The following is a 25,830-nucleotide window of genomic DNA, read 5'->3' on the forward strand; positions in this document are numbered from 1 at the left end:
ATTCAAAGAAAATTTCCAATACTGTACCTAAAGACAGTTGTATTGAATGGGGGAAATAATGTCTGGTTTTACCGCTGTAGGAATTTTTTTAACATCTTTATTTTTTGGCTTGGTCCTTTTTACTTTATGGTTGCGAATCGCACTGCGTTATTACAGAGTCAGCGCACTAAGCCCATTCAGCCAATTGATCTTATCACTTACCGATCCTGTAATTAGACCAGTAAATTCTTTATTTAAATTAAAATATCAGCCAGGACAAAAATACGACTGGGTGGCTTTTATTATCCTGATACTGGTTGAGTTTCTAAAAATAGTGTGCCTGAGCCTGCTCGCGTTCCACACTCTGATGCCTATTGTCTATATACTCCTTTATGTATTGGCTGACTTAATCATTCAACCCTGTGATTTACTTTTTTATGCGATACTTATTCGAGTGATTATGAGTTATGCAAAACCTGGCTGGCAACATCCGGTTGCAGATTTTCTTCGTTTATTCACTGAACCTTTATTAATACTGGGAAGAAAAATAATCCCTGATATATCAGGCTTTGATTTCTCGCCTATAGTTATAATGATTATTTTAAAAGTAATCACTTTATTTATCAGCGCATCCCTGCCCTGGCGATTAATTTAGATGAATAATTGGCTAAATGAACTATACTTATTGTTGAAAGGATAGCCGGATTGAACATATGAAATTTATATATTGTGCCAGTTTCGCATTATTTATTTTGCCATTTAATCTTATGGCTGATCAATCGTATTATTGTCCTCAAAACCATGCCTACATAAATCTGGGCATGACAACTGATGAGGTTATAGCCGCCTGCGGACAACCGGTAAGTCAACAAGAATCCAATCAACCACTCACTCAAAAAATTCCCGTCCAGCAATTAATATATAACAATCAAGGGACAAGTACTGCATTCTATGGTGTTTGGAACGTTCAAACAGGCAGTGGCGGCGCTCAAATGGAAATCGATGTTGCCAATAATCAGGTTAAGGGAATCAAGATTAATGGCGGAAACAGTAATGCAGCCAGCCTGTGTAATGGCACCAGTATCCAGATGAATGATCCCGTCAGTAAAGTATATGGTGCCTGCGGAAGTCCGGATGTAGTCAACAATACCTACGTTATTCAAACAGTACCTACCGCTACTAAACCCCAGATATGGATCTATCAGCCCGGACAATATCAACCCTCAGTTTCCTTGACTTTTGTTGATGGCAAACTACAATCCATCAATAATTAATTAAGGAAGTAATCTAGATGACTGAAACTGTAGATGATATCACCATTGCCTATTCCGAGAATGGGACCGAAACAACTAAAGAACTGGATAAACAGGTTTTATCAAAAGGTGCATGGACCACTATAATGTTCAAGTACCAGGAATGGGATAACGCTAAAAATGAATATGGTCCGGTAAAGTATTCCATTCGTCGTTACCAAAAACGAAACAATCAATATTGGCAAAAATCAAAATTTAATATATCCAGCGCAGATCAAGCACAAAAAATTATTGATATTCTCAATAACTGGCTGAAATAAAAGTTGTAGGTGAACGTCACAACAGATTATTAATTGTGTAGCCCGTATTAGCGAAGCGTAATACGGGATCGAAGTGACAACAAACTCCATAGTTTCCCCGTATTACGCTTCGCTACACGGGCTACAAGATTAAATCGACTCAAAATGGGGCAGAATTCGTTTTCAAGCCACATTCAGGAGATCTCTCCTTTCACTCGGGATGAAGTCTTTTTATTCGTCATCCTTCAGTACATACAGGATGACGAAATACTCCGGTTTAATAGATTTTACTATTGATGCTACTTAAAGCACCCTACGCCATCATAACCGATTACATGACACTCTTTATAAGAGGATTGATCCAGCATATAGCGTACAGCACCATAGTAAGCATAGATGTTACCGTCCTTGTCAAGCGCAACATGGGGCTTTTGATAGCTGGATTCCGATTCACAACGCGTTTCATTTTGCATCCAGACAACACCATTCTCATTGACAGTCGATTGTCCAGGTTTTAACGAATTGATGCCACAGGCATTAACAGATAAGGATGAGACAGGAGGTGCAGAAAATAAAATATCATAGCCGGTTAATGCTGTTTTCACTGCATTTTCTGCGTCCAAAATTCCGTGGCCACAAGGTTTTTTACCAACACAAGATTTATTCGCGTCATTACTTTGTCCAAAATCATGAGTCGTAATATATAGAATTTGTTCTACCTGCTCTGCTTTCAAAACCTTCTCACTGATTGCGTACACCAAGGCTGCAACACCTGCAACGTGAGGAGATGCCATACTGGTTCCTTGATAGAAATCAAAACCAGATGAATTATAACCACCTCCAGGATTCACTGTTGATAAAATACCACCTTTTGTACCGTATCGTTTATCACCACCAGGAGCAGCAAGAGTTACGCTGGGACCATAGTTAGAAAAATAAGAACGCAAACCTTCTGGGCCGGTCGAGGCAACTTTTATAGTACCATTACAAACACCAGGGGCATTAAAATGCTCCCATACATTATCATTCCCGGCAGCAGCCACGAGTACAGCCCCTTTTTTCCGGGCAAAAAAGACTGCTTCTTGTAGTGCCTCATCACAATAATCTATTTCTTTACCCGGTTTTTCATCTACTCCAAAACTCATATTCAGAACTTTTGCAGGATGCATATTGGCTGGAACTCCTGGTACTTCGCCCCCAACTGCCCAATAAATTCCATTCACTACAGCACTTTCATAAAACATTCCTGATGCAGCAGGAATTTTAACTGTTAAAATTTTTAAATCTTCTCCAATACCCATCATGACATTACCATAGCCGGCGATGGTTCCAGAAACGTGAGTTCCATGGTACGACTTCGTTTCATCACTTAAATCGTTATTATTACCTGCGAAATTCCAACCCCAAACTGTTCCTTCGGTATCTTTAACCAGGTTATTCACCAAGCTGTCGTTTAAGGCAATTCCAGTATCCAATACAGCGACTACGACAGGTTTTTTCCCATTACCCGTAGTATATGCCCAGGCACCATCTCTTAACCCAGGTTTTGATTCCAACATAATACCTGCTGGACGCTGAAACTCATCCCACTGACTGTCATGTGATAATAATTGACTTAATTCCAAACTGACAACAGGATCAGGAACGGGTTTAAAGTATCCAATTCGATCTTTAACCGCATACAATACATTGGGATTCTTACGTAATTGTTCCAAAACGACTTCAGTACTGTCCCCAGCGTTGGCTTTAATAGAGGGTACATGCGAAGCATCCAATATTAATGAATACGCTCCATTAGCCATGGGCTTCATTTCTTTAACTGGCATCTGGATTGACTTGAATACTTGAGATTTCAAGGAAGACAATGCTGCAGGTTGCTGTTTGTATTTAATAATCACTCGTACAGTGTCATTGGCTGGAGCAGCCACTATTCCATGTGCAACAGATAAAAGACTTAATCCTAAAATTCCCGATTTTAACCCCATGCTTGATACTCCTTATCAAAATCTAAAAAATAACAACAGGAATCAGTATGCAGGAGAACAAATAGCAACACAAGGCTCAAAAATAACTTCTCAGTAGCTTCGATAACGTCATCTAGATGGTAGTACTATGCCCACATTTGGAGATCCTTTACTGCGTGCAGGATGACGACATTCAACCGTCATCCCGAGTGTAACGAGGGCTCTCCTGAACGTAGTCCAGTGCCTTAATTTGGAGAGCCTCCACTGCGTGCAGGATGACGACATTCAACCGTCATCCCGAGTGTAACGAGGGATCTCCTGAAGGTGGTGCGGTGCTTGTATTGGGAGATCCTTCACTGCGTTCAGGATGACGAAATTCACCCATGTTCAACTAATGCCATGTTGCTCTTTATATTCAGAAGGTGTTAATCCAGTCCATCGTTTGAATGCCTTTGTAAAACTGGAAGTATCATTAAATCCCAGAAGAAAGCTAACTTCAGTTATCGAAATACCATTATTTAACAAAAACGTTTTAGCCTTTTGTTCACGCACCTCATCCAACAGTTCTTGATAGGTTACCTGTAACTTTTGTAAATGACGTCTTAATGTACGCGAAGTCATGCATAATTTACTGGCAATTTCCTCCATGCTGAGATGATTTAGACTATGATTCAATACAATTGTCTTTATTTTACTGATTAAATCTTCTTTTGATGTCAAATTTTTTGCAATTTCTTGTAACTGATTTTTTGCTAACTGATAACTGACATCATCAGCAAAATTAATAGGAGCATACAGTTCCTCCGCTTCAATCCAAACTCGACTGCATTGAGCATCAAAAACCACCTCTGTTTGAAACACTTGTTCATAAAAATCAGCATAATCCGGTTTTGCATAATTAATGTCTATCCGGGGACAAGGTATGGAACTGTTAATTAAAAATGACCTCATTTTCATGAAATGAATAATTGCCAATTCCGTCATAAATCGAGAAATCACAGGATCCTCGGTTAGTGAGATAATTTGTATATATGCTCTTTTTTGATTGGCAGCCTGATGCAATTCCAGACTTAATAAACTGGTTCGAGTATTGAGATAACTGAGTGTAGTCTGAATCGCGGTACCTAATGTTGGACTACTCATGGCCGCATACCCAAGAAAACCATGATTGACTATTGATAAACTTTGACCAAACACTAATCCCAGATAGGGACAATTACTCAGACTGTATGCCGATGTAATAACTTGTTTAAATTCAGCCATGGATAAATAAGCTAAAGGATCATGAACCCTGACAGAATCAATGCCTATTTTGGATAAAAATTGAAACACCCCGAATTGTTCAAGGCATTTTTCTAAATTCACAAGATAATTTGCTGCAATAACCCGATCCACAAAGTGGTATTCCTTTCTGATATTTAGTAAATAATATTATATCTATTGACTGGTGCTCTTCAATCCCGATAGGACCTTCCTTATCCCTGAAGGATCCAATGTTTTAACGTGGAGCTTTTTAACAAAAAAGCTCCTGATGACGTTAATGCAGCAAGAAAGTAATAATGATGGCTTAATACCGATAGAGATCCGGTTTATAAGGGCCATGCTTGTTAACCCCTATATATTTTGCCTGTTCAGTGGTTAATTCAGTTAATTTGGCGCCAATTCGTCCCAAATGCAATCGAGCAACTTTTTCATCTAATAATTTGGGAAGTACATAGACCTGATTTTGATATTGATTGGAATTTATAAACAATTCAATTTGAGCCAAAACCTGATTGCTAAAAGATGCTGACATCACAAAACTGGGATGTCCAGTCGCACAGCCTAAATTAACCAGACGACCTTCAGCTAAAATAATAAGGCGTTTGCCATCAGGAAAAATAACGTGATCAACTTGAGGTTTAATGTTTTCCCATTGATATTGTTTTAAACTGTTAATGTCTATTTCCGAGTCAAAATGTCCAATATTACATAATATAGCCTGATTTCTCATGCGCCTCATATGATCATGAGTAACCACATGATAGTTACCTGTTGCAGTAACCACGATATCAACCTGCTCCGCTACATCATCAAGAGTTACGACTCGATAACCTTCCATTGCTGCCTGCAAGGCACAAATAGGATCAATTTCTGCAATGAGAACAGAAGCTCCTTGACCTCGCAATGCCTGTGCACAGCCCTTTCCAACATCACCATAACCGAGAATCAATGCTACTTTACCCGCAATCATGACATCAGTAGCTCGTTTTAAGCCATCCAATAAAGACTCGCGACACCCATAAAGATTATCGAATTTGGATTTGGTAACCGCATCATTGACATTAATTGCAGGAATCTTTAAATCACCGTGTTTTGCCATTTCATACAATCTGGCTACACCGGTAGTTGTTTCCTCAGAAACACCTTTGAGTTCCGCCAAAAGATGCGGATATTTTTGATGAATAATCTGGGTCAAGTCACCCCCATCATCCAACAATAAATTAGGAGTCCATCCATCTGGACCTGTTAGTGTCTGTTCAACACACCACCAGTATTCTTCCTCTGTTTCCCCTTTCCAGGCAAATACAGGAATACCTGCATCAGCCATAGCCGATGCAGCATGATCCTGTGTGGAAAAAATATTACAAGAAGACCATCGAACTTCAGCACCTAAAGCAATAAGCGTTTCAATCAGAACAGCTGTTTGAATCGTCATATGCAAACAACCAGCTATTCGAGCTCCCTTTAAAGGGCGAGAATGACCAAACTCTTTTCGCAACGCCATTAAACCTGGCATTTCGGTTTCTGCTATGGCTATTTCCTTGCGTCCCCATGCAGCAAGAGACATATCCGCTACTTTAAAATCCTGGGTTTTATTAACTTTTACTGCTGCTTCCGTTACTGAGTTCATATGATTTTCCTTAATTATAATACTTTTTTCAGTTCATCCACTTTATCCAAACGTTCCCAAGGGAATTGTTCTCTTCCATAATGGCCATAAGTTGCTGTTTTTTGATAGATTGGACGAAGTAAATCGTGATGATCAATAATTCCCTGCGGTGTTAAATCAAAGTGGGTGTGGATTAAGTCTATGATCTCGCTATTTGTAAGTCGGCCAGTTCCAAAAGTTTCAACAGAAATTGACGTGGGTTCAGCAATACCTATTGCATAAGAAACCTGAATCTCACATTTATCTGCAAGTCCGGCAGCAACAATATTTTTTGCGACATGACGTGCTGCATATGCTGCAGATCGGTCTACTTTTGATGGATCCTTGCCAGAAAAACACCCGCCACCATGTCTGGCCATACCACCATAAGTATCTACAATAATTTTTCGGCCGGTTAAACCACAGTCACCCAAAGGACCACCGATAACGAATCTTCCGGTTGGATTAATAAAATATCGTGTTTTATTGGTTAACCACTCCGCAGGAATAACCGTTTTAATTATTTCCTCACGAACTGCTTCAGTAAGATCACTGTGACTGACATCAGGAGAATGCTGGGTTGAAAGGACTACAGTATCTACCTCTACCGGTACTCCATGTTCATATTTTAAAGTTAATTGACTCTTGGCATCAGGTCTTAACCAGGGTAATTTACCTGATTTACGTAAACTGGCCTGCTTTTCCATCAAACGGTGTGCATAGGCTATTGGCGCGGGCATGAACACATCGGTTTCACGACTGGCATATCCAAACATGAGTCCCTGATCGCCTGCTCCCAGTATTTTGGTAGTTTTATTATCGACACCCTGAGCTATATCCGGTGATTGCTTCCCGATGGCAGAAAGTACTGCACAGGATTCCCAGTCAAAGCCCATTTGTGAACTGTTATAGCCTATATCTTTGATTACATTACGGGTAATTTCATCGACATCAACCCAGGCTTTAGTGGTTATTTCACCGCCGACCAATACCATTCCAGTTTTTACAAAAACCTCACAAGCAACACGTGCGACAGGATCCTGCATTAATATAGCATCTAAAATAGCGTCCGAAATTTGATCGGCTATTTTATCTGGATGCCCCTCAGATACAGATTCGGAGGTAAAAACATAACATTCATTCATTGCAAATCCTCTAAATTAAACGTACTTTTCAAGTATTCAGGCTATCCTAACGATTGACCTGATTTTCCTTCATCAATTTTATAAACTCGTTGAATACTATTTCGATATCATGTGGTCCTGGACTTGCTTCTGGATGTCCTTGGAAACCAAAAGCAGGTTTACTCTTATGTCTGATGCCCTGCAAAGTATTATCAAATAAAGAACGGTGAGTTACTTCCAAACAATCAGGGAGGGTATCTTCATCGACGGCAAAACCATGATTTTGACTGGTAATGTACACTTTCCTGTCACCTTGAATAGCAACGACCGGATGATTAGCACCATGATGACCAAACTTCATTTTTCGAGTCGTTCCACCACAGGCCAAAGCCAATATCTGGAATCCCAGGCAAATTCCGAATACAGGAATAGTGCTTTCCAAGAACTCTTTGGTTGCCTTAATTGCATAATCACAAGCTTCTGGATCACCAGGACCATTAGAGAGAAAAATACCGTCAGGATTCATGGCTAGAATTTCTTCAGCAGAAGTTTTAGCAGGAACTACCGTTAAATGACACCCTTTATCATGTAATATACGTAAAATATTATTTTTTACGCCAAAATCATAAGCTACTACATGAAACTGATTCGGCTGTGAGCCTGCTCCCCAATGCCCCAGGCCTTCATGCCATCGCTCAATAGCTTGTCTTGAAACTTCCTGAGCTAAATCCAATCCTTCCAACCCTGAAAATGCTCTGGCCTTGGCAAGAGCGTCTTCAGGATTATCTGCATCCGTTGTGATGCATGAGCCAATTGCTCCATGTTCACGTAATCTTAAAGTTAAATCACGAGTGTCAATGCCAGAAATAGCGACAACTCCATTTTTTTTAAGCCAGTCAGGAAGTGATTGCTGAGCTCGATAATTACTGTGTAAGATAGCGCAGTCACGCATGACTAAACCAGCAGCCCAGATTTTGTTTGACTCCAGATCCTCGTCATTACATCCCGTATTACCTACATGTGCCGCGGTTAAAGTAATTATTTGTCTGGCGTAAGAGGGATCAGTAAGCATTTCCTGATAACCCGTCATAGAGGTATTAAAAACCAACTCTCCAACACAATCTCCATCAGCGCCTACTGATTCTCCTTCGTACATTGTGCCATCAGCTAACACTAGAATTGCTGGTTTCTTAATCATGTATATGCTCTATTAAGTTCAATATAAGTCAATCCTTGCTTCATATAGGACAAATTATGCAGTGCAATCCATGCACATTTTTGATAAATCCAGCAATTGTAACTCACTTGATTCAAAATTTCATGTCTTCAAAAAATTTTTTCACTCCTGCGAACCAGGAGCTGGAGCGTGGTGAATGATTCGATTTGGCACTTTCCAAAGACTCTTGAAGTTTGGTCAATAGTTCTTTTTGTTCTCGCGATAAATTCACTGGTGTTTCTACAACAACTTTACACAATAAATCACCTTGACCATGTCCACGAACCGACTTCATTCCCTTGCCTCTCAAGCGAAATACTTTACCTGTTTGTGTTTCTTCTGGAATTTTCAGAGTTACTCTGCCTTCAAGAGTAGGTACTTCTATTGAACCACCTAGTGCAGCAGTTATAAAACTGATAGGCACTTCACAATGTAAATCATTTTCATGTCGCTCGAATATCGAATGAGTTTTTACATTAATTTGAACATACAGATCTCCAGGACCACCACCATGTATCCCGGCTTCCCCTTCACCACTTAATCGAACTCTATCGCCATTATCAACGCCAGCTGGAATCTTGACTGTTAATTTCTTGCTTTCGCGGATTCGACCCTGACCGTGACAGCTGGTACACGGATCAGAAATAGTTTTTCCTTCACCATGACAACTCGGGCAAGTCTGTTGAATGGAGAAAAATCCTTGTTGAATTCTGACCTGGCCAATACCATTACAGGTTTCGCATGTTTTGGGACTGGTACCTTTTTTAGCTCCGGAACCCGAACAAACAGTACAGGTGCCATGTCGAGGCACTGTAATTTCCACTTCTTTGCCTGTTGCTGCTTCTTCAAGTGTCAATTGTACGTTGAATTGCAGATCGGAGCCTCTCTGCCCCCTTGATTGTCGTCCCTGTCCTCGTCCTCCCGAAAATATATTTTCAAATATATCTTCAAATACATCACCGAATCCGCCAAAACCTCCAAATCCACCAGGACCGCCACCGGAGGCATCTACACCTGCATGTCCGAACTGATCATAAGCAGATCGTTTCTGAGGGTCGGAAAGAATCGCATATGCTTTTTGAATTTCTTTAAATTTTTCTTCCGCAGAGGCATCATCGGGATTACGATCAGGGTGATACTTCATCGCCAGTTTACGATAGGCCTTTTTTATTTCGGCATCGCTAGCGCCTCGACTAACTTCTAAAAGTTCATAATAATCCCGCTGTTCCATAACTGCTCACATTTTTATAAATAACTGACAATGAATCAAGTAATTGTCAAAATACAAACGGGACGATTAAATCGCCCCGACCCAGTTTATTATTGATAAGCCTCTAACCATTGAATTCTGGCAATAGTCACAGACACATAAACTATTTTATTGCTTATCGTCTTTAACTTCTTCAAACTCAGCATCCACAACTCCTTCATCAGCAGGCTTCGCAGACTCGTGTTGGTGTGACGCATCCGCAGAAGCAGCCTGACCTTCGGCTGATTTTTTAGCATAAACACGCTCTGCCATTTTACCAGAAGCTTCGGTCAACACTTTGAGTTTCTCTTCTATCTGAGCTTTATCCGTTCCTTGAACTGCTTCTTTCAATTCAGCAATCGCTGTTTCAATTCCTTTTTTCTCATCATCTGCCAATTCAGCACCTAAATCCTTCATGGATTTTTCACAGCTGTGAATCATGCTGTCTGCCTGATTGCGAAGATCTGCCATTTCTTTAAACTTCTTATCTTCTTCAGCATGAGACTGAGCATCTTTTACCATTGCTTCAACTTCTTCATCACTCAAACCACTGGATGCTTTAATGACTATAGACTGCGCTTTTCCAGTAGCTTTATCTTTAGCTGATACATTCAGAATACCGTTGGCATCGATATCAAAAGTTACCTCAATTTGAGGAACACCTCGTGGCGCAGGAGGAATATCACCCAAATCGAATCGACCAAGCGATTTATTTGCTGATGCCTGCTCTCTTTCGCCTTGCAGAACATGTACGGTAACCGCAGTTTGATTGTCATCCGCAGTTGAAAACACTTGATTGGCTTTAGTCGGAATGGTTGTATTCTTATCAATAAGCTTGGTCATAACACCGCCCATTGTTTCAATACCCAAAGACAAAGGAGTCACGTCAAGCAACAAAATATCTTTAACTTCACCAGACAATACTGCCGCCTGAATTGCTGCGCCTACTGCAACTGCTTCATCAGGATTCACGTCTTTTCTTGGTTCTTTGCCAAAAAACTCTTCAACAGTCTTTTGCACTAAAGGCATACGGGTTTGACCACCAACCAAAATGACTTCATTAATTTGTGACACGGTCAGTCCCGCATCTTTTAATGCTGTTTTACAGGGTGCTACAGTTCGCTCAACCAGTTTTTCAACTAATGATTCCAGTTTGGCTCGAGTCAGCTTGATGTTTAAATGTTTTGGTCCAGATGCATCTGCTGTAATATAAGGCAGATTCACGTCAGTTTGTTGAGCAGAGGACAATTCAATTTTGGCCTTTTCTGCTGCTTCTTTCAAACGTTGTAATGCTAAAGGATCATTATGTAAATCAATACCTGAATCTTTTTTGAATTCTGCTGCTAAATAATCAATCAGAGCCAGGTCAAAATCTTCCCCACCCAGGAATGTATCACCATTTGTAGCCAATACCTCAAATTGATGTTCGCCATCTACTTCTGCGATTTCAATAATTGAAATATCGAACGTACCGCCACCAAGGTCATAAACCGCAATAATGGAGTCACCGCGTTTTTTGTCCATACCATAAGCCAGAGCTGCAGCTGTTGGTTCGTTAATGATACGTTTCACTTCAAGACCAGCAATACGGCCAGCATCTTTAGTTGCCTGTCTTTGAGAATCATTGAAATAGGCAGGTACAGTGATTACGGCTTCTTTAACTTCCTCACCCAGATAATCTTCGGCTGTTTTTTTCATTTTACGTAAAACTTCAGCAGAAATCTGTGGTGGTGCTTTATCCTGATCTTTTACACGAACCCAGGCATCCCCATTGTCTGCTTTAACAATTTTGTAGGGAACCATCTTAATGTCTTTTTGAACGACGGCATCATCAAATTTACGACCAATCAAACGCTTGATCGCAAATAAGGTTTTCTCTGGATTAGTAACTGACTGACGTTTTGCAGCCTGTCCAACCAATACTTCATTATCATCAGTAAAAGCAACAATAGAAGGTGTAGTGCGATGACCTTCACTGTTTTCAATTACCTTGGGTTTATCACCTTCCATTACAGCAACACATGAGTTGGTGGTTCCCAAGTCTATTCCTATAATCTTAGCCATTCTTTTTTGCTCCAAATTAGTAGTTTCTAATGCAATAATTGTCATATGGGGCGTAACACGCCAATTTCAAGCTTTTTTACAAAAAATCTGTTTTTGACAGCAAAAATTTATAAAAAGTACCTATCTCACTCTGCAGATGATTTTTTGGAAACAATGACTCGAGCAGGTCTAATTACCCGTTCGTTCAATTGATATCCTTTCTGAACTACAGCTATAACTGAGTTCGCAGGAGTTCCAGGAACTTCTTGAATGGACATCGCTTCATGTTTCTGAGGATCAAAAGGCTCACCCATAGGATCAAGCGGGGTCACATCAAATTTTTGCAAGACATCAACAAAGAGTTTCATGGTTAGTTCCAGCCCTTCATGCATGGCCGCATCGGTATTTTTATCAGCTAGCTGCAGAGCCTGTTCAAGACTGTCCACTACAGGCAACAGAGCAGAAATCAATTTTTCCATGCCATATTTATGTGCGTTTGCAACTTCACGCTCCATACGGCGACGTACGTTATCCAATTCGGCCAGTGCCCGTACCGATTTTTCCCAGTGTTCATGTGCTTTTTGTTCCGCCAGAGTTAGTTGCTCTTCTAATGCCAAATAACTGGGATGACTTAGCGCAGGCTCAGAATGAGCTTCCTCGTCGCGGACTTCCTCATCAGGGACTTCTTCACCTAAATCCTCATCATGGATCTTGTGTTCTTCCTTAAACTTATTCCAATCTTTTTTATCATGTTTACTCATCAAATATGCTCCTGACTAACGTGACCGTACCACATGGGGGCGACTCATTTGTTTTTCAAGCCCTTATTTCAGAATTAAATATAGACTACCTTTTTACCTTACTTGCAGTATATGTTCATTTATTCCATACTTAGGTATCAAAAAAACCAGATGAGTTTATTATGCAAGAATGGTCGCCAGTGTCCTGGCAACAATATTCGTATTTGCAAGCGGCAACGTACGTAGATCAGGAACAATTAAATAAAGTAGTGGAACAATTAAGCTCATTACCTCCGCTCGTTACCAGTGGTGAAGTCAAGAACTTAAAAAGTGAAATTGCACGAGCAGGACGAGGTGAAGCGTTTATTCTTCAAGGAGGTGACTGCGCTGAATCGTTTAATGATTGTCGTTCTGAAGTCATCAGTAACAAATTGAAAATTATTTTACAGATGAGTTTGATCTTATTATATGGTTTACGTAAACCCATTATTCGGGTTGGACGAATTGCCGGACAATACGCTAAACCCCGCTCTTCTGATTTTGAAACCATTGATGGAATTACCTTACCCAGCTATAGAGGGGATATTGTCAACTCTCCAGAATTTACTCAATCAGCCAGAGAACCTAATTCCAAGTTATTATTGCAGGCTTATAGTTGTTCTGCCATGACCCTGAATTTTATTCGTGCTTTATTGGATGGCGGCTTTGCTGATTTACATCATCCTCAACGTTGGGATTTAGGATTTGTTGAACATTCAACCCAAAAAAATGAGTACCAACACATTGTTAACTCAATCGCTGATGCTTTGGATTTTTTAAAATCAATCGATGGAATCCGGTCCAGTAATTTAAGTAAAGTTGATTTCTACACCTCACATGAAGCCTTGCATTTACATTATGAGCAAGCTTTAACGCGTAAATTAAAAGATGGTCGCTGGTATAATTTATCAACCCATTTACCCTGGATAGGGATGCGTACAGCCCAGGTTGATAGCGCCCATCTCGAATTTTTGCGGGGTGTTGAAAATCCGATTGGAATCAAGGTAGGCCCGGGAGCAACTCCAGAATGGTTATCTGATGTACTTCAAATCGCCAATCCCGATCGTGAAGAAGGCCGTATTTTGCTGTTTACCCGCTTAGGAGCCAAACACATCGACAAGCTGCTGCCTCCACTTATCGAAGCAGTACAAAAAACGCAAATACCGGTTACCTGGTCCTGTGACCCCATGCATGGTAATACAGAAACTACTGCTGATGGCACCAAGACACGGCATTTTGATAATATACTTTCGGAATTAAAACAAGCTTTGGAAATCCATAATAAAATGGGCAGTTATCTTGGTGGTGTCCATTTTGAACTGACTGGGGATAACGTTACCGAATGTATTGGTGGTGCTCGTGGTTTAGCTGCCGATGATCTTAAAAAGGCATATCACAGCCTGGTTGATCCCCGTTTAAATTACGAACAATCAATAGAGATGGCAATTCAATTGAGCAGACAATTTAGAAATGCATAACTAAGCAGTTCATTTCTAGATCGCACAGCGAACTCTTAATGATCTTATTTAAACGAACTGCAGGCAGAACGTATTAATGCGTACAGCCTGCGGCATTATATGAATACCTACCAATGTTCTAACAAAATCAGTGTGATCTATTCATCAAAATACTTGGCAATATACTCTGGAATCCGTTGATCCAGCCAATAAACAGGCTCCCAAATTTTCATACCGGATATAAACCCGACATGCCCGCCCTTTTTGCTTACCTCTAATGTAACGACTTCAGATAACTCATCCTCAGTAGGTAATACATCAACTGTCATAAAGGGATCATCCTCAGCATGTATCACTAAAGTTGGAGTAACAATATGACGTAAATACTGTCTGGAACTGGATTCTCGATAATAAGCATGGGCATTATTAAAACCATAAAGAGGAGCGGTAACTTTGTCATCAAACGTCCAAAAACAAGTACAATCAGCTGCTCTTTTCAAAACCTCCGGAGGATTTTTTAAATGATTCACTTTTCGGGCAAAAACGGATTTAAATTGATTTAATAAATGGGTTTGATACAAACGAGAAAATCCAATATTCATTTTATCCGCGACTTTATTCAATTGAAATGGAACGGATACAGCAACAGCAGTTTGAATTTTCGATTGAATCCGCTGTTCTCCCAGCCATTTAAGTAACACATTGCCCCCTAAAGACACTCCTACAATCGCTTTTTTAGTATTCGGTTCTCGAATAGTCAACGTTTTCATCAGAAAATCCAAATCACCTGTATCACCCGAATGATAAGCTCTTGGTAGTCTGTTAATTTCTTTACCTGCACCACGAAAATGCATTAATACTGCCCGCCAGCCTTGTTGATTAAAGGCATTCATAAATCGAGCGACATAACTCGAATTCACACACCCACCCAATCCATGCAATATGACAATCAAGGGAGAATCATCAGGCAGATTGGCCGTACTCCAGGCCAAATCCAGAAAGTCTCCATCAGGCAAATCAATTTTTTCTACTTTATCAACAGGCGCTTGTACTGGATGTCTCATGGAGGCATAGATGGTTTGTGCATGAGCATTAGAAAGCCACCAGGCAGGCTTAAATTGACTCTCAATAATCATAATTACCTCGAGTGATATTGCGGGCTCAAATCATGTACTGATTCAATCATTACAGCTACTTGCTCCGGACTCACATCAGGAGTAATACCATGCCCAAGATTAAACACGTGTCCGGTTCCATTTCCAAAAGATGCCAGCACATCTCCCACTTGTTTGCGAATACACTGGTCCGTGCTTAACAAAACTGTTGGATCCAGGTTCCCTTGTAAAGCTACTTTCTCACCAACTCGCTTACGAGCTGATTGCAAATCGCAAGTCCAATCAATCCCTAAAGCATCACAACCTGTATCTGCCATTTGTTCCAACCATTGTCCCCCACCTTTGGTAAAGAGAATAATCGGTATCTCGGAACGATAAGCTTTAACTTCCCGAACAATTTGCCGCATATAATGCAAAGAAAAAGCCTGATAATTTTGGGGGGTTAAAATCCCACCCCAGGTATCGAAAATCATCACGGCATTTACCCCTGCTTTAATTTGCTCTATTAAATATTGGCTCACTGAGTTAGCCAGTTTATTCAATAACATATGAGCAGCTCTATCTTCAGTATAGACCAGTTTCAGGATGCGTTTAAAATCTCTGCTGCTTCCACCTTCAACCATATAACAGGCCAAAGTCCAGGGACTGCCTGAAAAACCAATTAAAGGCAAATGTTTGGGCATTTCACGACGAATTAAACGCGCGGCATCCATAACATAGCTCAATGAATCAGCCATATCTGGCACGACCAATGTTTCAATGGCTCCTGGATCCCGTATGGGATTAGTAAAACAAGGCCCTTCTCCTTCTGCAAAATACAAACCCAATCCCATCGCATCCGGTATTGTCAATATATCGGAAAACAAGATGGCCGCATCCAAAGGAAATCGACGCAAAGGTTGTAAGGTCACTTCACAGGCCAGCTCCGGATTTTTACACAAACTTAAAAAATCACCTGCCTGCTCCCTGGTCTTTCTGTATTCAGGCAAGTACCGACCAGCCTGTCGCATGATCCATACAGGAGTTCGTTCAACTGGTTGACGTCTCAAGGCACGAAGAAACAGTGATTGGTTGATATCGTACATCATTAAATCTCAATTACGTTATAAAATTGACCTTATGGTAACACGATAGAGAATTCAATGCAGTGGTATCTATTATTGTATGTAGAGGAGACGCTAGTGTAGAATCAAAACCAATTTATTATCTATTATTCCTGGACTAGCGAATGGATTACTTAAAAATTTCTGCCCTCAACGTTGCAACCCAGATTGGTGTGCATGCTTGGGAACAACGCATCAAACAACAACTACTAATCGATATTACCATTCCATCTGATTTTACTAGCTGTGAAGATAATCTGACAAACACGTTGGATTATGATGCGTTGTGCCGATTAGTCACGCAATACGTTGAATCCAATTCATTTCAACTGATTGAAACCGTTGCTAATCAAGTCTCTGAATTAATTAAAAGAGAATTTCATCTGACTGCTATAACTGTAGCAGTCAGTAAACCTCATGCAGTAAAAAATGCGGGTACTATCCAGGTTACGGTAACTAGATAATCTACCCACCCGCAGGTGTCACCATACCACGAAGTCGTTCGGTTTTAGCCAAAGTCATTTGCGCTTTTTGTGCTAAAACCCGATTTGCATAAGGACCAACTACCACCCGGAACCAATTTCCGTGGGCATTGGTTACAGGCACTACGTTAACATCGAATCCCTTTAGAATTAACAAGCCTTTCATATGTTCAGCATCTTGTCTGGCTTTAAATGCCGCCACTTGAACCAAGAAAGATCCTCGTCCACCTTGAGCAGGCGGTAAAGCTTTTCCTTCGGCAACTTTGACTGCGGCGGGTTGATTAGTCACTGGGATTTTAGGTTTTACAGAGTTATTAGCGGCAGTTGTAACTGCTGCAGTTCCATTAGTAACAGGAGATGGCCTGGCAGTAGTTGTTGCCGCGGTAGTTGTCGTCGGATGATTCGCACTTGAACCAGGGTTTGAAGCTGGTTGCGTCGCTCCTTTCTCATTAGCTAATAAAGTATAAAACTCAAACTTGGGTTTAGGAGGTACCTGTGCTCGCTGCGGTTCTGCTTTAGCGGCCACTTGCGGCTTCTCATGATTTGCAAGCACCTGAGTATTCATCCAGGTGCTTATAGTTTGCGGATCCAAAAAAGTAGCAGTCAGATACCCCAATAAAAAAGTAACTAAAAGTACCAATAATTGATGAGGAGCACTTCTTCTATGTTGTGTGGAGCGCTTGGTTCCATAATCTCTTGCCATTACATACTCTCTGGAGCTGAAACGCCCAATAAATCCAGACCATTATTTAAAACCTGACGCACTGCCTCCAGCAAACAAAGACGCGCGCATCGTAATTCTTCATCCTCGCATAAAAGCTGAATCGCATTATAATAACTGTGTAATCCATTAGCCAGCTCTCTGAGATAATACGCCAGCTGATGAGGTTCACATGATGCTGCCGATGATTCGATAATCTCGGGATATCGACAGATCAGGGTAATTAATGCAGTTTCATGCGGTTTGTCTAATAAATTAATATGCTGGAGTCCTAGAGATCGATCCCAGTTCATACCACGCTCATTTAATTGCTTCAGTACACTGCAAATTCGGGCATGTGCGTATTGTATATAATAAACAGGATTATCCGTTGACTCAGATTTGGCTAAGTCCAAATCAAAATCCATATGTTGTTCGGGTTTGCGCGCCACATAAAAAAAGCGGGCTGCATCATTTCCAACTTCGTCGCGTAATTCTCTTAAAGTCACAAAAGAACCGCTACGAGTAGACATCTGCACCCTATCCCCGCCTCGATACAGTATGGCAAATTGCACTAATAATACAGTTAAAGCATTCTCATCATGGCCCAAGGCTTTAACCGCCGATCGAATTCTGGTTACATAACCATGATGATCCGCGCCGAAAATATCAATAACGCGATCATAACCTCTATCGTATTTATTCCAATGGTAGGCTACATCGGAAGCAAAATAAGTCGTTTGTCCATTTGCACGGACTAAAACTCTATCCTTTTCATCACCAAAATCTGTCGCTTTAAACCAGAGAGCCCCTTCTTTTTCAAAAGTATGACCGCCCTCTTTTAACGCCTGTATTCCCTTTTCAATCGATCCATCTTCGAACAAAGACTGTTCAGAGAACCAACTTTTATATTCAACACCAAATCCTGATAAATCATCCTTTATATCATCCAAAACTGTATTCAAGGCATAGGAATGAAATAATTCAAACCCCTGTATTCCCAATAAAGAACGCGCACGTTCAATAACGGCGTCAATATATAATTCCTTATCCCCGCCCTGAGGTTCATCAGCAGGAAGATCAGCAGCAATTGCCAACCAGGGATGTACATAAGCAGAACCATGATCAGCGTGTATCTTTTTTGCTATTTCATAAACATAATCGCCTTTATAGGCATTGGTTGGAAATAAGACCGCTTCACCAGCTAACTCCAGATAGCGCAACCAGACACTGGCAGCCAGGATATTCATTTGCCGACCAGCATCATTAACATAATATTCCAAGGTAACATCATATCCGGCGGCACTTAATACATTACCCAGGGTTGCTCCAAAAGCAGCTCCTCTTCCATGACCTACATGTAAGGGGCCAGTTGGATTGGCAGATACAAACTCAACCAGGACTTTTTGATTTTTACCTAAATTACTTCGACCAAATTCCTTACCGAGTTTCAGTATCTCAGCTATTATCACTGAACGGGCGCTGCTGCGCATAAAAAAGTTAATAAAACCGGCACCAGCTATCTCAATTTTTTCTACAGAAGGATCCTCAGGCATAGACTGAACCAATAGCTCCGCTAATTTCCTGGGTGCTTGACGACAAGGCTTCGCTAATATTAGAGCAAGATTACTGGCATAATCACCATGAACGGGATCTTTTGCATTATCCACTTTGATCTCAATATCAAGATCAGAAGGTATCGCTCCAGATTTTTGTAATGCAGTTAAAGAGTGTTTTAAAAGATGCTCCACTGTATGTTTCATACGACTCATATATCCGTCAAAAATACCGTTATTATGCTCTTTTTCATGCCAGATGGAAAGGTTATCCATAAAGTTAAATTAATCGATAGTCTCATAAGACTTATTGATATAGCCATCCTGGGATAACAATATGGCTATTGGCCGTGTAGAATCAAAATGAGCAAATACGATCATCATCATTACAGTAATAGGTACAGATAAAAACATCCCCAAAATACCCCATATTGCCCCCCACAAGCCTAAAGCAAACAAAATAATCAAAGGACTTAAATTAAGTGATTTTCCCAATAATCTCGGTTCAAGGAAATTACCTACAATAAATTGGATGCCAACAATTCCTGAAGTTACTTCTACAAATGGCCACCAACTTTCAAATTGAATTAATGCCAAAGCCGCAGGAAACGCAGTAGCCACAATTGCGCCAATATTGGGTATGTAATTTAAAAAGAAAATTAATAAAGCCCAAAATTCAGCAAAATCCAGTTGCACCCATTTCATAATAAGCCAACTGGCAGTTGCCGTAATAAAACTTAACAAGGTCTTAATACCAAGGTAGGTTTGTGTGTCTTTTGTAATATGAGAGACAATATTCTTTACGAGTTTTCTATGTTCTTCCTGGGGAAAAAATGCATCCATTTTTTGACTGAAATAATGTTGTTCTACAAAAAGAAAAACAACATACAATGAAATTAATACCGCCGAGCTGGTCAGGGTAGTAAACACGCTGTAAATATTTACTACCATAGTCTGTATGCTTAAATTCTTGATAATACTATCAAAATTGGCAAAGGCTTTGATATGAAATCGTTTCTCCACATTATTAAATATCGTGATCAAATTATCCTGATAACGAGGAGCAGCCTCGATCACATCATTCACATTATTGGTGATGATATTAATTAAAATTTTAACCATAACAGTCACAACAATGAGTGACAAAATCATACTGATCCAATTGGGGAAACGAAAACCTACGAAAGGAATTCGTTGCATGCCGCTGTTTATCGTATTCAATAAATGCCAGATAAATATTGAAATGACTATAGGAATCAATAATCCACGACCCGCTATTAATAAATAGCCACATATCCAGACTAATATTAAAGCTGCCGTAAAATTAATAATGCGGCTCATACTGATAAACTCCTGTTCTTAATGGGTACTTATTCGCAACACGTATATTTTCCTGTTATCATTAATTTTTTTAACAGAATAATAATACCGTGCTGTCTAACTCTTGTGAATCCTTAGCTGGCGTAGGTCCAACACTTGCGGCAAAACTCGCAAAATGCGGCATTCTTACCGTGCAAGATCTGCTCTTTCACTTACCTTATCGCTACCAGGACAGAACCAGAATAACACCAATTCAGGATTTACGCTCTAATGACTGGTGCGTGATTTCAGGCCATGTGTGTAAAACAGAAATAAAATACGGCAAGAGGATGATGTTAAATTGCTATGTCGAAGATAAAACCGGGGTAGTAAAACTTCGTTTTTTTCATTTTAACAAACAACAGGTCGCTTCTTTAAATAACAGCTCCAAAATTCATGCTTTTGGAGAAGTACGCGAATTCAATAATCATTTGGAAATGATCCATCCCGAGTATCAACTGCTTGACCATGATGCTGAATGTCAGGTAAATGAAACATTAACGCCTATTTATCCAACTACTCAAGGTTTAACTCAAACCCGGCTAAGACAATTGGTACAGATTGCGCTTGCTCGTTGTGAACAGGAACTTCATCAATTGGAGTGGATGAGTGACATTCAATTACAGGAACATCATTTTCCAAATCTGGGATATGCGATTAAATTATTACATAATCCCCCTCCAGAAACATCCTTACAGGCGTTGGAACAGGGTGAACATCCTGCTCTGAAACGATTAGTATTCGATGAATTACTGGCGCAACGATTAAGCATGCAATTCGCCAGATTATCCCGTAGTCAGCTGCATGCTCCAAGCATACCGATCGAAAATGAATTAACGACACAATTTCTAACATCTCTTCCTTTTGACTTGACTCAGGCACAACATCGGGTTGCTCAGGAAATAGCTCAGGATTTAAGTCAAACTAAACCCATGCTGCGCCTGGTTCAAGGTGATGTGGGCTCGGGTAAAACAGTGATCGCAGCCCTTGCAGCTCTTCAAGCAATTGCCAAAGGGTATCAGGTGGCTCTTATGGCACCGACAGATCTCTTAAGTGAGCAACATTATAATACCTTGCACCACTGGTTACAGCCCTTAAATTGTTCCGTATTACGGCTAAGCGGTAAAATGAAGGCGGCTGAGCGAAGAACAGCATTAACAGCTCTTGCCGATAATAGTTGCCAACTGATTATAGGAACTCATGCCCTGTTTCAGGAGGATGTGGAATTTTCCAGACTGGGTCTGGTGATCATTGATGAGCAACACCGATTTGGAGTGGAACAACGTTTACTATTGCAGCAAAAAGGACAACAGGAACAATTAATTCCGCATCAGCTGCTCATGACGGCCACCCCTATTCCCAGAACCCTATCCATGACTCATTTTGCCCATTTGGATATATCGATAATCGATGAACTGCCCCCCGGGCGGACCCCGGTTACTACAGCTGTATTAAGTCAGGACAAAAGAGAATCCATAATTGAGAGACTTCAGGCTGGAATTGCAAGTGGTCGACAAGCATATTGGGTTTGCACCTTAATTGAAGAATCAGAAAAATTACAATGCATGGCTGCTACAGAAACAGCCCAACGACTGCAGGAACAATTAACGTTTGCCCGAGTGGGATTAGTTCATGGACAAATGAAATCGCTGGAAAAAGAAGCGACTATGTCAGCATTTAAATCAGGTGAAATTGATTTACTGGTTGCGACAACAGTTATCGAAGTTGGAGTAGACGTTCCGAACGCCAGTTTAATGATCATAGAAAATGCAGAACGACTTGGATTATCACAATTACATCAATTACGAGGCCGAGTAGGAAGAGGCAGTGCTCAATCTCATTGTCTTCTTCTTTATCAAAGTCCTTTATCACAACACGGTGCCGAACGCCTAAAAGTAATGCGTGCTACTCATGATGGGTTCATCATATCTGAAAAGGACCTGGAATTAAGAGGCGCAGGAGAATTGTTAGGGACGAAACAAACCGGATACAGACAATTTAAATTAGCCAATTTACAACGAGATAAGTCACTGTTAGCACTGCTACCACCAATAGCGAAACAATTGGTCGTGGACATGCCGGAAACAGCACGAGCAATCACCCGGCGATGGTTGGGAAATTTTGAACAGTTTTTACAAGGATAAAAAATAGTTCAAAGAATGTGGAAGTCAAGACTGTTTTTTAATTATTTCTTTGATAAGATACACAGGTTTATAAAGTACACGCCCTACTTCCTATCCTGTGGATAAATAAACACGCCTCTTTTTCCAATGCAATCAAATTACCCCTATTGCTTTTTATATTATCCCTATGAAATAAGGACTTACGTGATTTTTTGAACAAAAGCAAAACAACTCGTTTATCCACAAAATCTGTGGATAACCCTGTGGGTAGTACTCAGAACACCTTGTAAAATCAGTTAATTTTTCACATGCATCAGAACTTACCAAGTTGCTCTTGCGAAACAGTATCATCCTAAGGTGAAATTAATTTTTTTTTACAGAATTTAAAGCATTCACCACTCCAGTTAGTACCTGAGTTTTTATTAATATAATGTTATGATTCATTTTTTTAACAGATCCCAATGTCGCTTTAACTTTTAACCTGAGAAGAATTAACAATGATACAAAACGATCGGTATAGGCAGGCCAAAAAAGTTACCTTGATTGGAGCTTTAGTAAACGCTCTACTCGGTCTCGTTAAGTTAATTGGCGGTATCATCTATCATTCCCATGCATTAGTAGCAGATGGAGTTCATTCATTTTCAGATTTAATCACTGATGTTATGGTGCTGTTTGCTTCTAAATACGGAAGCCTTGATGCTGACGACACGCATCCCTACGGCCATCAACGCATTGAAACTGCGGCCACTCTGTTATTAGCTCAATTACTCATACTGGCAGGTTTTGGAATTGCCTGGGATGCTCTGGATGAATTAATCAATTCAGCACATACAATGCCCAACTGGCTGTCTTTACCTATAATTTGTAGCTCCATCATAGCCAATGAACTGCTGTTTCATTATACAAAACATGTTGGTAAACGCATTAACTCACCATTAATTACAGCCAATGCCTGGCATCATCGCTCTGATGCCGCATCATCCATAGTAGTACTCCTCGGCCTGATCGGAAGCCTGGCTGGTTTTGTCTATCTGGATGCCGTGGCTGCAATCATAGTGGGATTGATGATTGTTAAAATGGGATGGGATTATGGTTGGAATAGTGTAAAAGAGTTGGTTGATACCGCTGTAGAACCCGAATTATTAGCCCAAATCGAACAGGTCATCCAAAGTATTGACGGTGTGCAAAAAATTCATCAATTACGCAGCCGTTTTATGGGTAATGATGTTTTAATTGATGTACATATTCTTGTCTCTCCTAAAATATCAGTTTCCGAAGGTCATTATATCGCCCAACATGTGCACCGTGCGTTGGTGGCTCAAATTGACAGTGTTCAGGACGTTATTGTTCATGTCGATCCGGAAGACGATGAAGTATGCAGTCCTTCATTGCATTTACCGAGCAGAACAGTCATCCAGAAACAATTATTGAATGAAGTGCACATTGATTTTCCTCAGATACTGTTTTGGAATTTGCATTATTTAGATGGAAAAATCAGCATCGACATTGCGTGTACGGAAGATTTTAGTGAGTGGCAGGAGTTACATAATCGCATTATCCTTGCTTTAAAGCTGCAGGCAGATATTGAAGAAGTCAGATTATTTAGTTTGCACGAAATGATGCATCACAACGAATCTTAGCTGGTAAATTAATCAGCAATTGGGATATTATACTCTTTTTGTAACATACCTAACTGTACCATCCCTTTTGGTATGGGATGACATGCAGAGATATAACTCATTTTAAAGTAGGAATACTTCATGTTTTCGGCTACGAGTCTAAAAATTATTTTCGCCATTTCAATTTTTATTGTCATCCTCATCGCAGGCTGGTACCCATTCAAAAAGCGAATTAAAGACGATAAACACATTGATTTCCCAATTGGAGAAACTTTAGCTACAGGTGTATTTTTAGGCGCAGCTTTGCTCCATATGTTACCCGAATCAAACTCATTATTTAAAAGTATGGGCTTTGACTATCCCTTTGCCTTCATTATTACTGGCGCGGTATTTCTTATTTTTTTATGGTTTGAACATTTAGGAAAAGAACTGTATCACCATCATAGTTCCGAACACCCTGCTTTTGCCATTCTGGCCTGGGCCATGCTTTCTGTTCACTCCATTATGCTTGGGGCTGCTCTAGGACTCGCTCATTATAACTCCATGATTATCATGTTATTTTTAGCTATTATCACTCATAAATGGGCGGAAAGTTTTGCTATTGCAGTACAATTAAATAGAAGTTCCATGAGTACCAATACAAGCATGATCTTTTTTATTTTGTTCAGCTTCATGACCCCACTAGGAATCTATCTTGGCTGGTATTTCGGTCATGGAATAGAAACCAGCTCTGTTTTTGATCCTATATTAATTGCGGCCTCTGCGGGGACTTTCCTCTATCTAGGTACTTTACATGGATTGGAGCGTTGCGTCATGGTTGAACGATGTTGTAATCTTACTGATTTTAGCTTCGTCATTATAGGCTTTTTACTTATGGCATCGGTAGCGATTTATGTCTAGATTTTTGCGACAGAAACCATTGATTCTGGCATCAGGATCGTTAATAAGACAGAAATTACTTAAGTCACTTGGGCTGGAGTTTTTAGTAATACCATCCAATTGTAATGAAGAAGCAATAAAAAGTATGCACAAAGCAGACAACCTGCCTGATCTGGGCTTTGCTCTTGCTACCAATAAAGCCCTTGAAGTAAGTAAAAGATACCCGGATCATTACGTCATTGCGGCTGATCAATTGTGTGTTATAGGTAAAAAGATATTGGATAAACCACTTAACCATCAAACTGCAATTGAACATCTGCGCTTGTTAAATGGAAAAAAACACCAACAAATTGCCTGTCTTTGTATCGCAAAGGACGATCAAGTATTATGGCAATATCATGATGTCGCTTACATAACCCTTCATTACCTCAGTGAAATGAACATCGAAGGTTATTTACTAAGTGAAAAACCATACCATAGCTGCGGTGCTTATCAATATGAAACTCAAGGTAAATGGTTATTCAAAGAAGTACGAGGGAATGAAGACACCATTCTGGGTTTACCTCTGGTTCCTCTGGCGAATGCCTTACTTTGCCTGGGTGCCGTTTCAATTTAATTAT

At 40.3% G+C, this 25,830-nt stretch carries 22 protein-coding genes; 9 read left to right on the plus strand and 13 right to left on the minus strand.

Features of this window, described 5'->3' with window-relative positions; translation table 11 throughout:
- Positions 1-58 precede the first annotated feature (58 nt).
- Genes IZU94_RS05830 through IZU94_RS05840 form a run of 3 tightly spaced genes read left to right on the plus strand, consistent with a single transcriptional unit; the run spans position 59 to position 1,552 of the window.
- On the plus strand, positions 59-634 hold the full coding sequence (locus tag IZU94_RS05830) for a YggT family protein (RefSeq protein WP_203108886.1): 576 nt from the start codon (positions 59-61) through the stop codon (positions 632-634).
- Between the two features lie 58 nt (positions 635-692).
- Positions 693-1,253 carry a DUF2845 domain-containing protein gene (locus IZU94_RS05835; protein ID WP_203108888.1) on the plus strand — a complete coding sequence of 187 codons (561 nt, stop codon included), beginning with the start codon at positions 693-695 and terminating at the stop codon, positions 1,251-1,253.
- Positions 1,254-1,270: 17 nt separating this feature from the next.
- Positions 1,271-1,552, plus strand: coding sequence for a hypothetical protein (locus tag IZU94_RS05840; protein WP_203108890.1), 282 nt, complete (start codon positions 1,271-1,273; stop codon positions 1,550-1,552).
- Between the two features lie 278 nt (positions 1,553-1,830).
- Here the strand turns inward: IZU94_RS05840 and IZU94_RS05845 are convergent, their stop codons facing one another.
- The 8 genes from IZU94_RS05845 to grpE all read right to left on the minus strand — a co-directional run bounded on the left by IZU94_RS05845 (position 1,831) and on the right by grpE (position 12,799).
- The gene (locus tag IZU94_RS05845; RefSeq protein WP_203108892.1) at positions 1,831-3,516 is read right to left on the minus strand and encodes a S8 family serine peptidase; all 1,686 of its coding nucleotides are present in this window, start codon (positions 3,514-3,516) and stop codon (positions 1,831-1,833) included.
- 366 nt (positions 3,517-3,882) lie between these two features.
- On the minus strand, positions 3,883-4,890 hold the full coding sequence (locus tag IZU94_RS18415) for an AraC family transcriptional regulator (RefSeq protein WP_203108894.1): 1,008 nt from the start codon (positions 4,888-4,890) through the stop codon (positions 3,883-3,885).
- Positions 4,891-5,062: 172 nt separating this feature from the next.
- The gene (gene ahcY, locus IZU94_RS05855; protein ID WP_203108896.1) at positions 5,063-6,388 is read right to left on the minus strand and encodes an adenosylhomocysteinase; all 1,326 of its coding nucleotides are present in this window, start codon (positions 6,386-6,388) and stop codon (positions 5,063-5,065) included.
- Between the two features lie 14 nt (positions 6,389-6,402).
- Positions 6,403-7,551, minus strand: coding sequence for a methionine adenosyltransferase (metK, locus tag IZU94_RS05860; RefSeq protein WP_203108898.1), 1,149 nt, complete (start codon positions 7,549-7,551; stop codon positions 6,403-6,405).
- A gap of 46 nt (positions 7,552-7,597) precedes the next feature.
- Positions 7,598-8,728 (minus strand): glutamine-hydrolyzing carbamoyl-phosphate synthase small subunit, encoded by a 1,131-nt coding sequence (gene carA / locus IZU94_RS05865; protein WP_203108900.1) that lies wholly within the window; start codon positions 8,726-8,728, stop codon positions 7,598-7,600.
- Positions 8,729-8,840: 112 nt separating this feature from the next.
- Positions 8,841-9,977 carry a molecular chaperone DnaJ gene (dnaJ, locus tag IZU94_RS05870; protein ID WP_203108902.1) on the minus strand — a complete coding sequence of 379 codons (1,137 nt, stop codon included), beginning with the start codon at positions 9,975-9,977 and terminating at the stop codon, positions 8,841-8,843.
- A 147-nt stretch (positions 9,978-10,124) separates the two neighbouring features.
- Positions 10,125-12,059 (minus strand): molecular chaperone DnaK, encoded by a 1,935-nt coding sequence (dnaK, locus tag IZU94_RS05875; protein WP_238400520.1) that lies wholly within the window; start codon positions 12,057-12,059, stop codon positions 10,125-10,127.
- 125 nt (positions 12,060-12,184) lie between these two features.
- Positions 12,185-12,799, minus strand: a complete 615-nt coding sequence (gene grpE / locus IZU94_RS05880; protein ID WP_203108906.1) for a nucleotide exchange factor GrpE — start codon at positions 12,797-12,799, stop codon at positions 12,185-12,187.
- Positions 12,800-12,960: 161 nt separating this feature from the next.
- Between grpE and IZU94_RS05885 the strand changes: the two genes are divergently transcribed.
- Positions 12,961-14,295 (plus strand): 3-deoxy-7-phosphoheptulonate synthase class II, encoded by a 1,335-nt coding sequence (locus IZU94_RS05885; RefSeq protein WP_203108908.1) that lies wholly within the window; start codon positions 12,961-12,963, stop codon positions 14,293-14,295.
- Positions 14,296-14,432: 137 nt separating this feature from the next.
- Here the strand turns inward: IZU94_RS05885 and IZU94_RS05890 are convergent, their stop codons facing one another.
- Together IZU94_RS05890 and hemE are read right to left on the minus strand one after the other, a co-directional pair.
- The gene (locus IZU94_RS05890) at positions 14,433-15,410 is read right to left on the minus strand and encodes a hydrolase (protein WP_203108910.1); all 978 of its coding nucleotides are present in this window, start codon (positions 15,408-15,410) and stop codon (positions 14,433-14,435) included.
- A 2-nt stretch (positions 15,411-15,412) separates the two neighbouring features.
- Positions 15,413-16,474: a uroporphyrinogen decarboxylase gene (gene hemE / locus IZU94_RS05895; RefSeq protein ID WP_203109547.1), complete on the minus strand. Its 1,062-nt coding sequence runs from the start codon at positions 16,472-16,474 to the stop codon at positions 15,413-15,415.
- Between the two features lie 143 nt (positions 16,475-16,617).
- On the opposite strand from hemE, the gene folB reads away from it, so the two are divergent.
- The gene (gene folB / locus IZU94_RS05900) at positions 16,618-16,956 is read left to right on the plus strand and encodes a dihydroneopterin aldolase (protein ID WP_203108912.1); all 339 of its coding nucleotides are present in this window, start codon (positions 16,618-16,620) and stop codon (positions 16,954-16,956) included.
- 1 nt (position 16,957) lies between these two features.
- Here folB and IZU94_RS05905 read toward each other — a convergent pair whose 3' ends face one another.
- From IZU94_RS05905 to IZU94_RS05915, 3 genes are all read right to left on the minus strand, one after another.
- Positions 16,958-17,677, minus strand: coding sequence for an SPOR domain-containing protein (locus IZU94_RS05905; protein ID WP_203108914.1), 720 nt, complete (start codon positions 17,675-17,677; stop codon positions 16,958-16,960).
- Positions 17,677-19,437 carry an arginine--tRNA ligase gene (argS, locus tag IZU94_RS05910; protein WP_203109549.1) on the minus strand — a complete coding sequence of 587 codons (1,761 nt, stop codon included), beginning with the start codon at positions 19,435-19,437 and terminating at the stop codon, positions 17,677-17,679. The genes IZU94_RS05905 and argS overlap by 1 nt, the downstream gene beginning before the upstream one ends.
- A gap of 78 nt (positions 19,438-19,515) precedes the next feature.
- Complete coding sequence (locus tag IZU94_RS05915; protein WP_203108916.1) at positions 19,516-20,571, minus strand: AI-2E family transporter; 1,056 nt, start codon at positions 20,569-20,571, stop codon at positions 19,516-19,518.
- A gap of 89 nt (positions 20,572-20,660) precedes the next feature.
- Between IZU94_RS05915 and recG the strand changes: the two genes are divergently transcribed.
- The 4 genes from recG to IZU94_RS05935 all read left to right on the plus strand — a co-directional run bounded on the left by recG (position 20,661) and on the right by IZU94_RS05935 (position 25,826).
- Entirely contained in the window at positions 20,661-22,733 is a 2,073-nt protein-coding gene (gene recG, locus IZU94_RS05920) for an ATP-dependent DNA helicase RecG (RefSeq protein ID WP_203108918.1), read from the plus strand.
- 476 nt (positions 22,734-23,209) lie between these two features.
- Positions 23,210-24,352, plus strand: a complete 1,143-nt coding sequence (locus tag IZU94_RS05925) for a cation diffusion facilitator family transporter (protein ID WP_203108920.1) — start codon at positions 23,210-23,212, stop codon at positions 24,350-24,352.
- Between the two features lie 120 nt (positions 24,353-24,472).
- Positions 24,473-25,231: a ZIP family metal transporter gene (locus tag IZU94_RS05930; RefSeq protein WP_203108922.1), complete on the plus strand. Its 759-nt coding sequence runs from the start codon at positions 24,473-24,475 to the stop codon at positions 25,229-25,231.
- Complete coding sequence (locus tag IZU94_RS05935) at positions 25,224-25,826, plus strand: Maf family protein (RefSeq protein ID WP_203108924.1); 603 nt, start codon at positions 25,224-25,226, stop codon at positions 25,824-25,826. Before IZU94_RS05930 ends, IZU94_RS05935 begins: the two co-directional genes overlap by 8 nt.
- Positions 25,827-25,830: the final 4 nt, after the last annotated feature.

Origin of the sequence: Legionella bononiensis (assembly GCF_016786215.1) — a bacterium.
GTDB classification, from domain to species: Bacteria; Pseudomonadota; Gammaproteobacteria; order Legionellales; family Legionellaceae; genus Legionella; species Legionella bononiensis.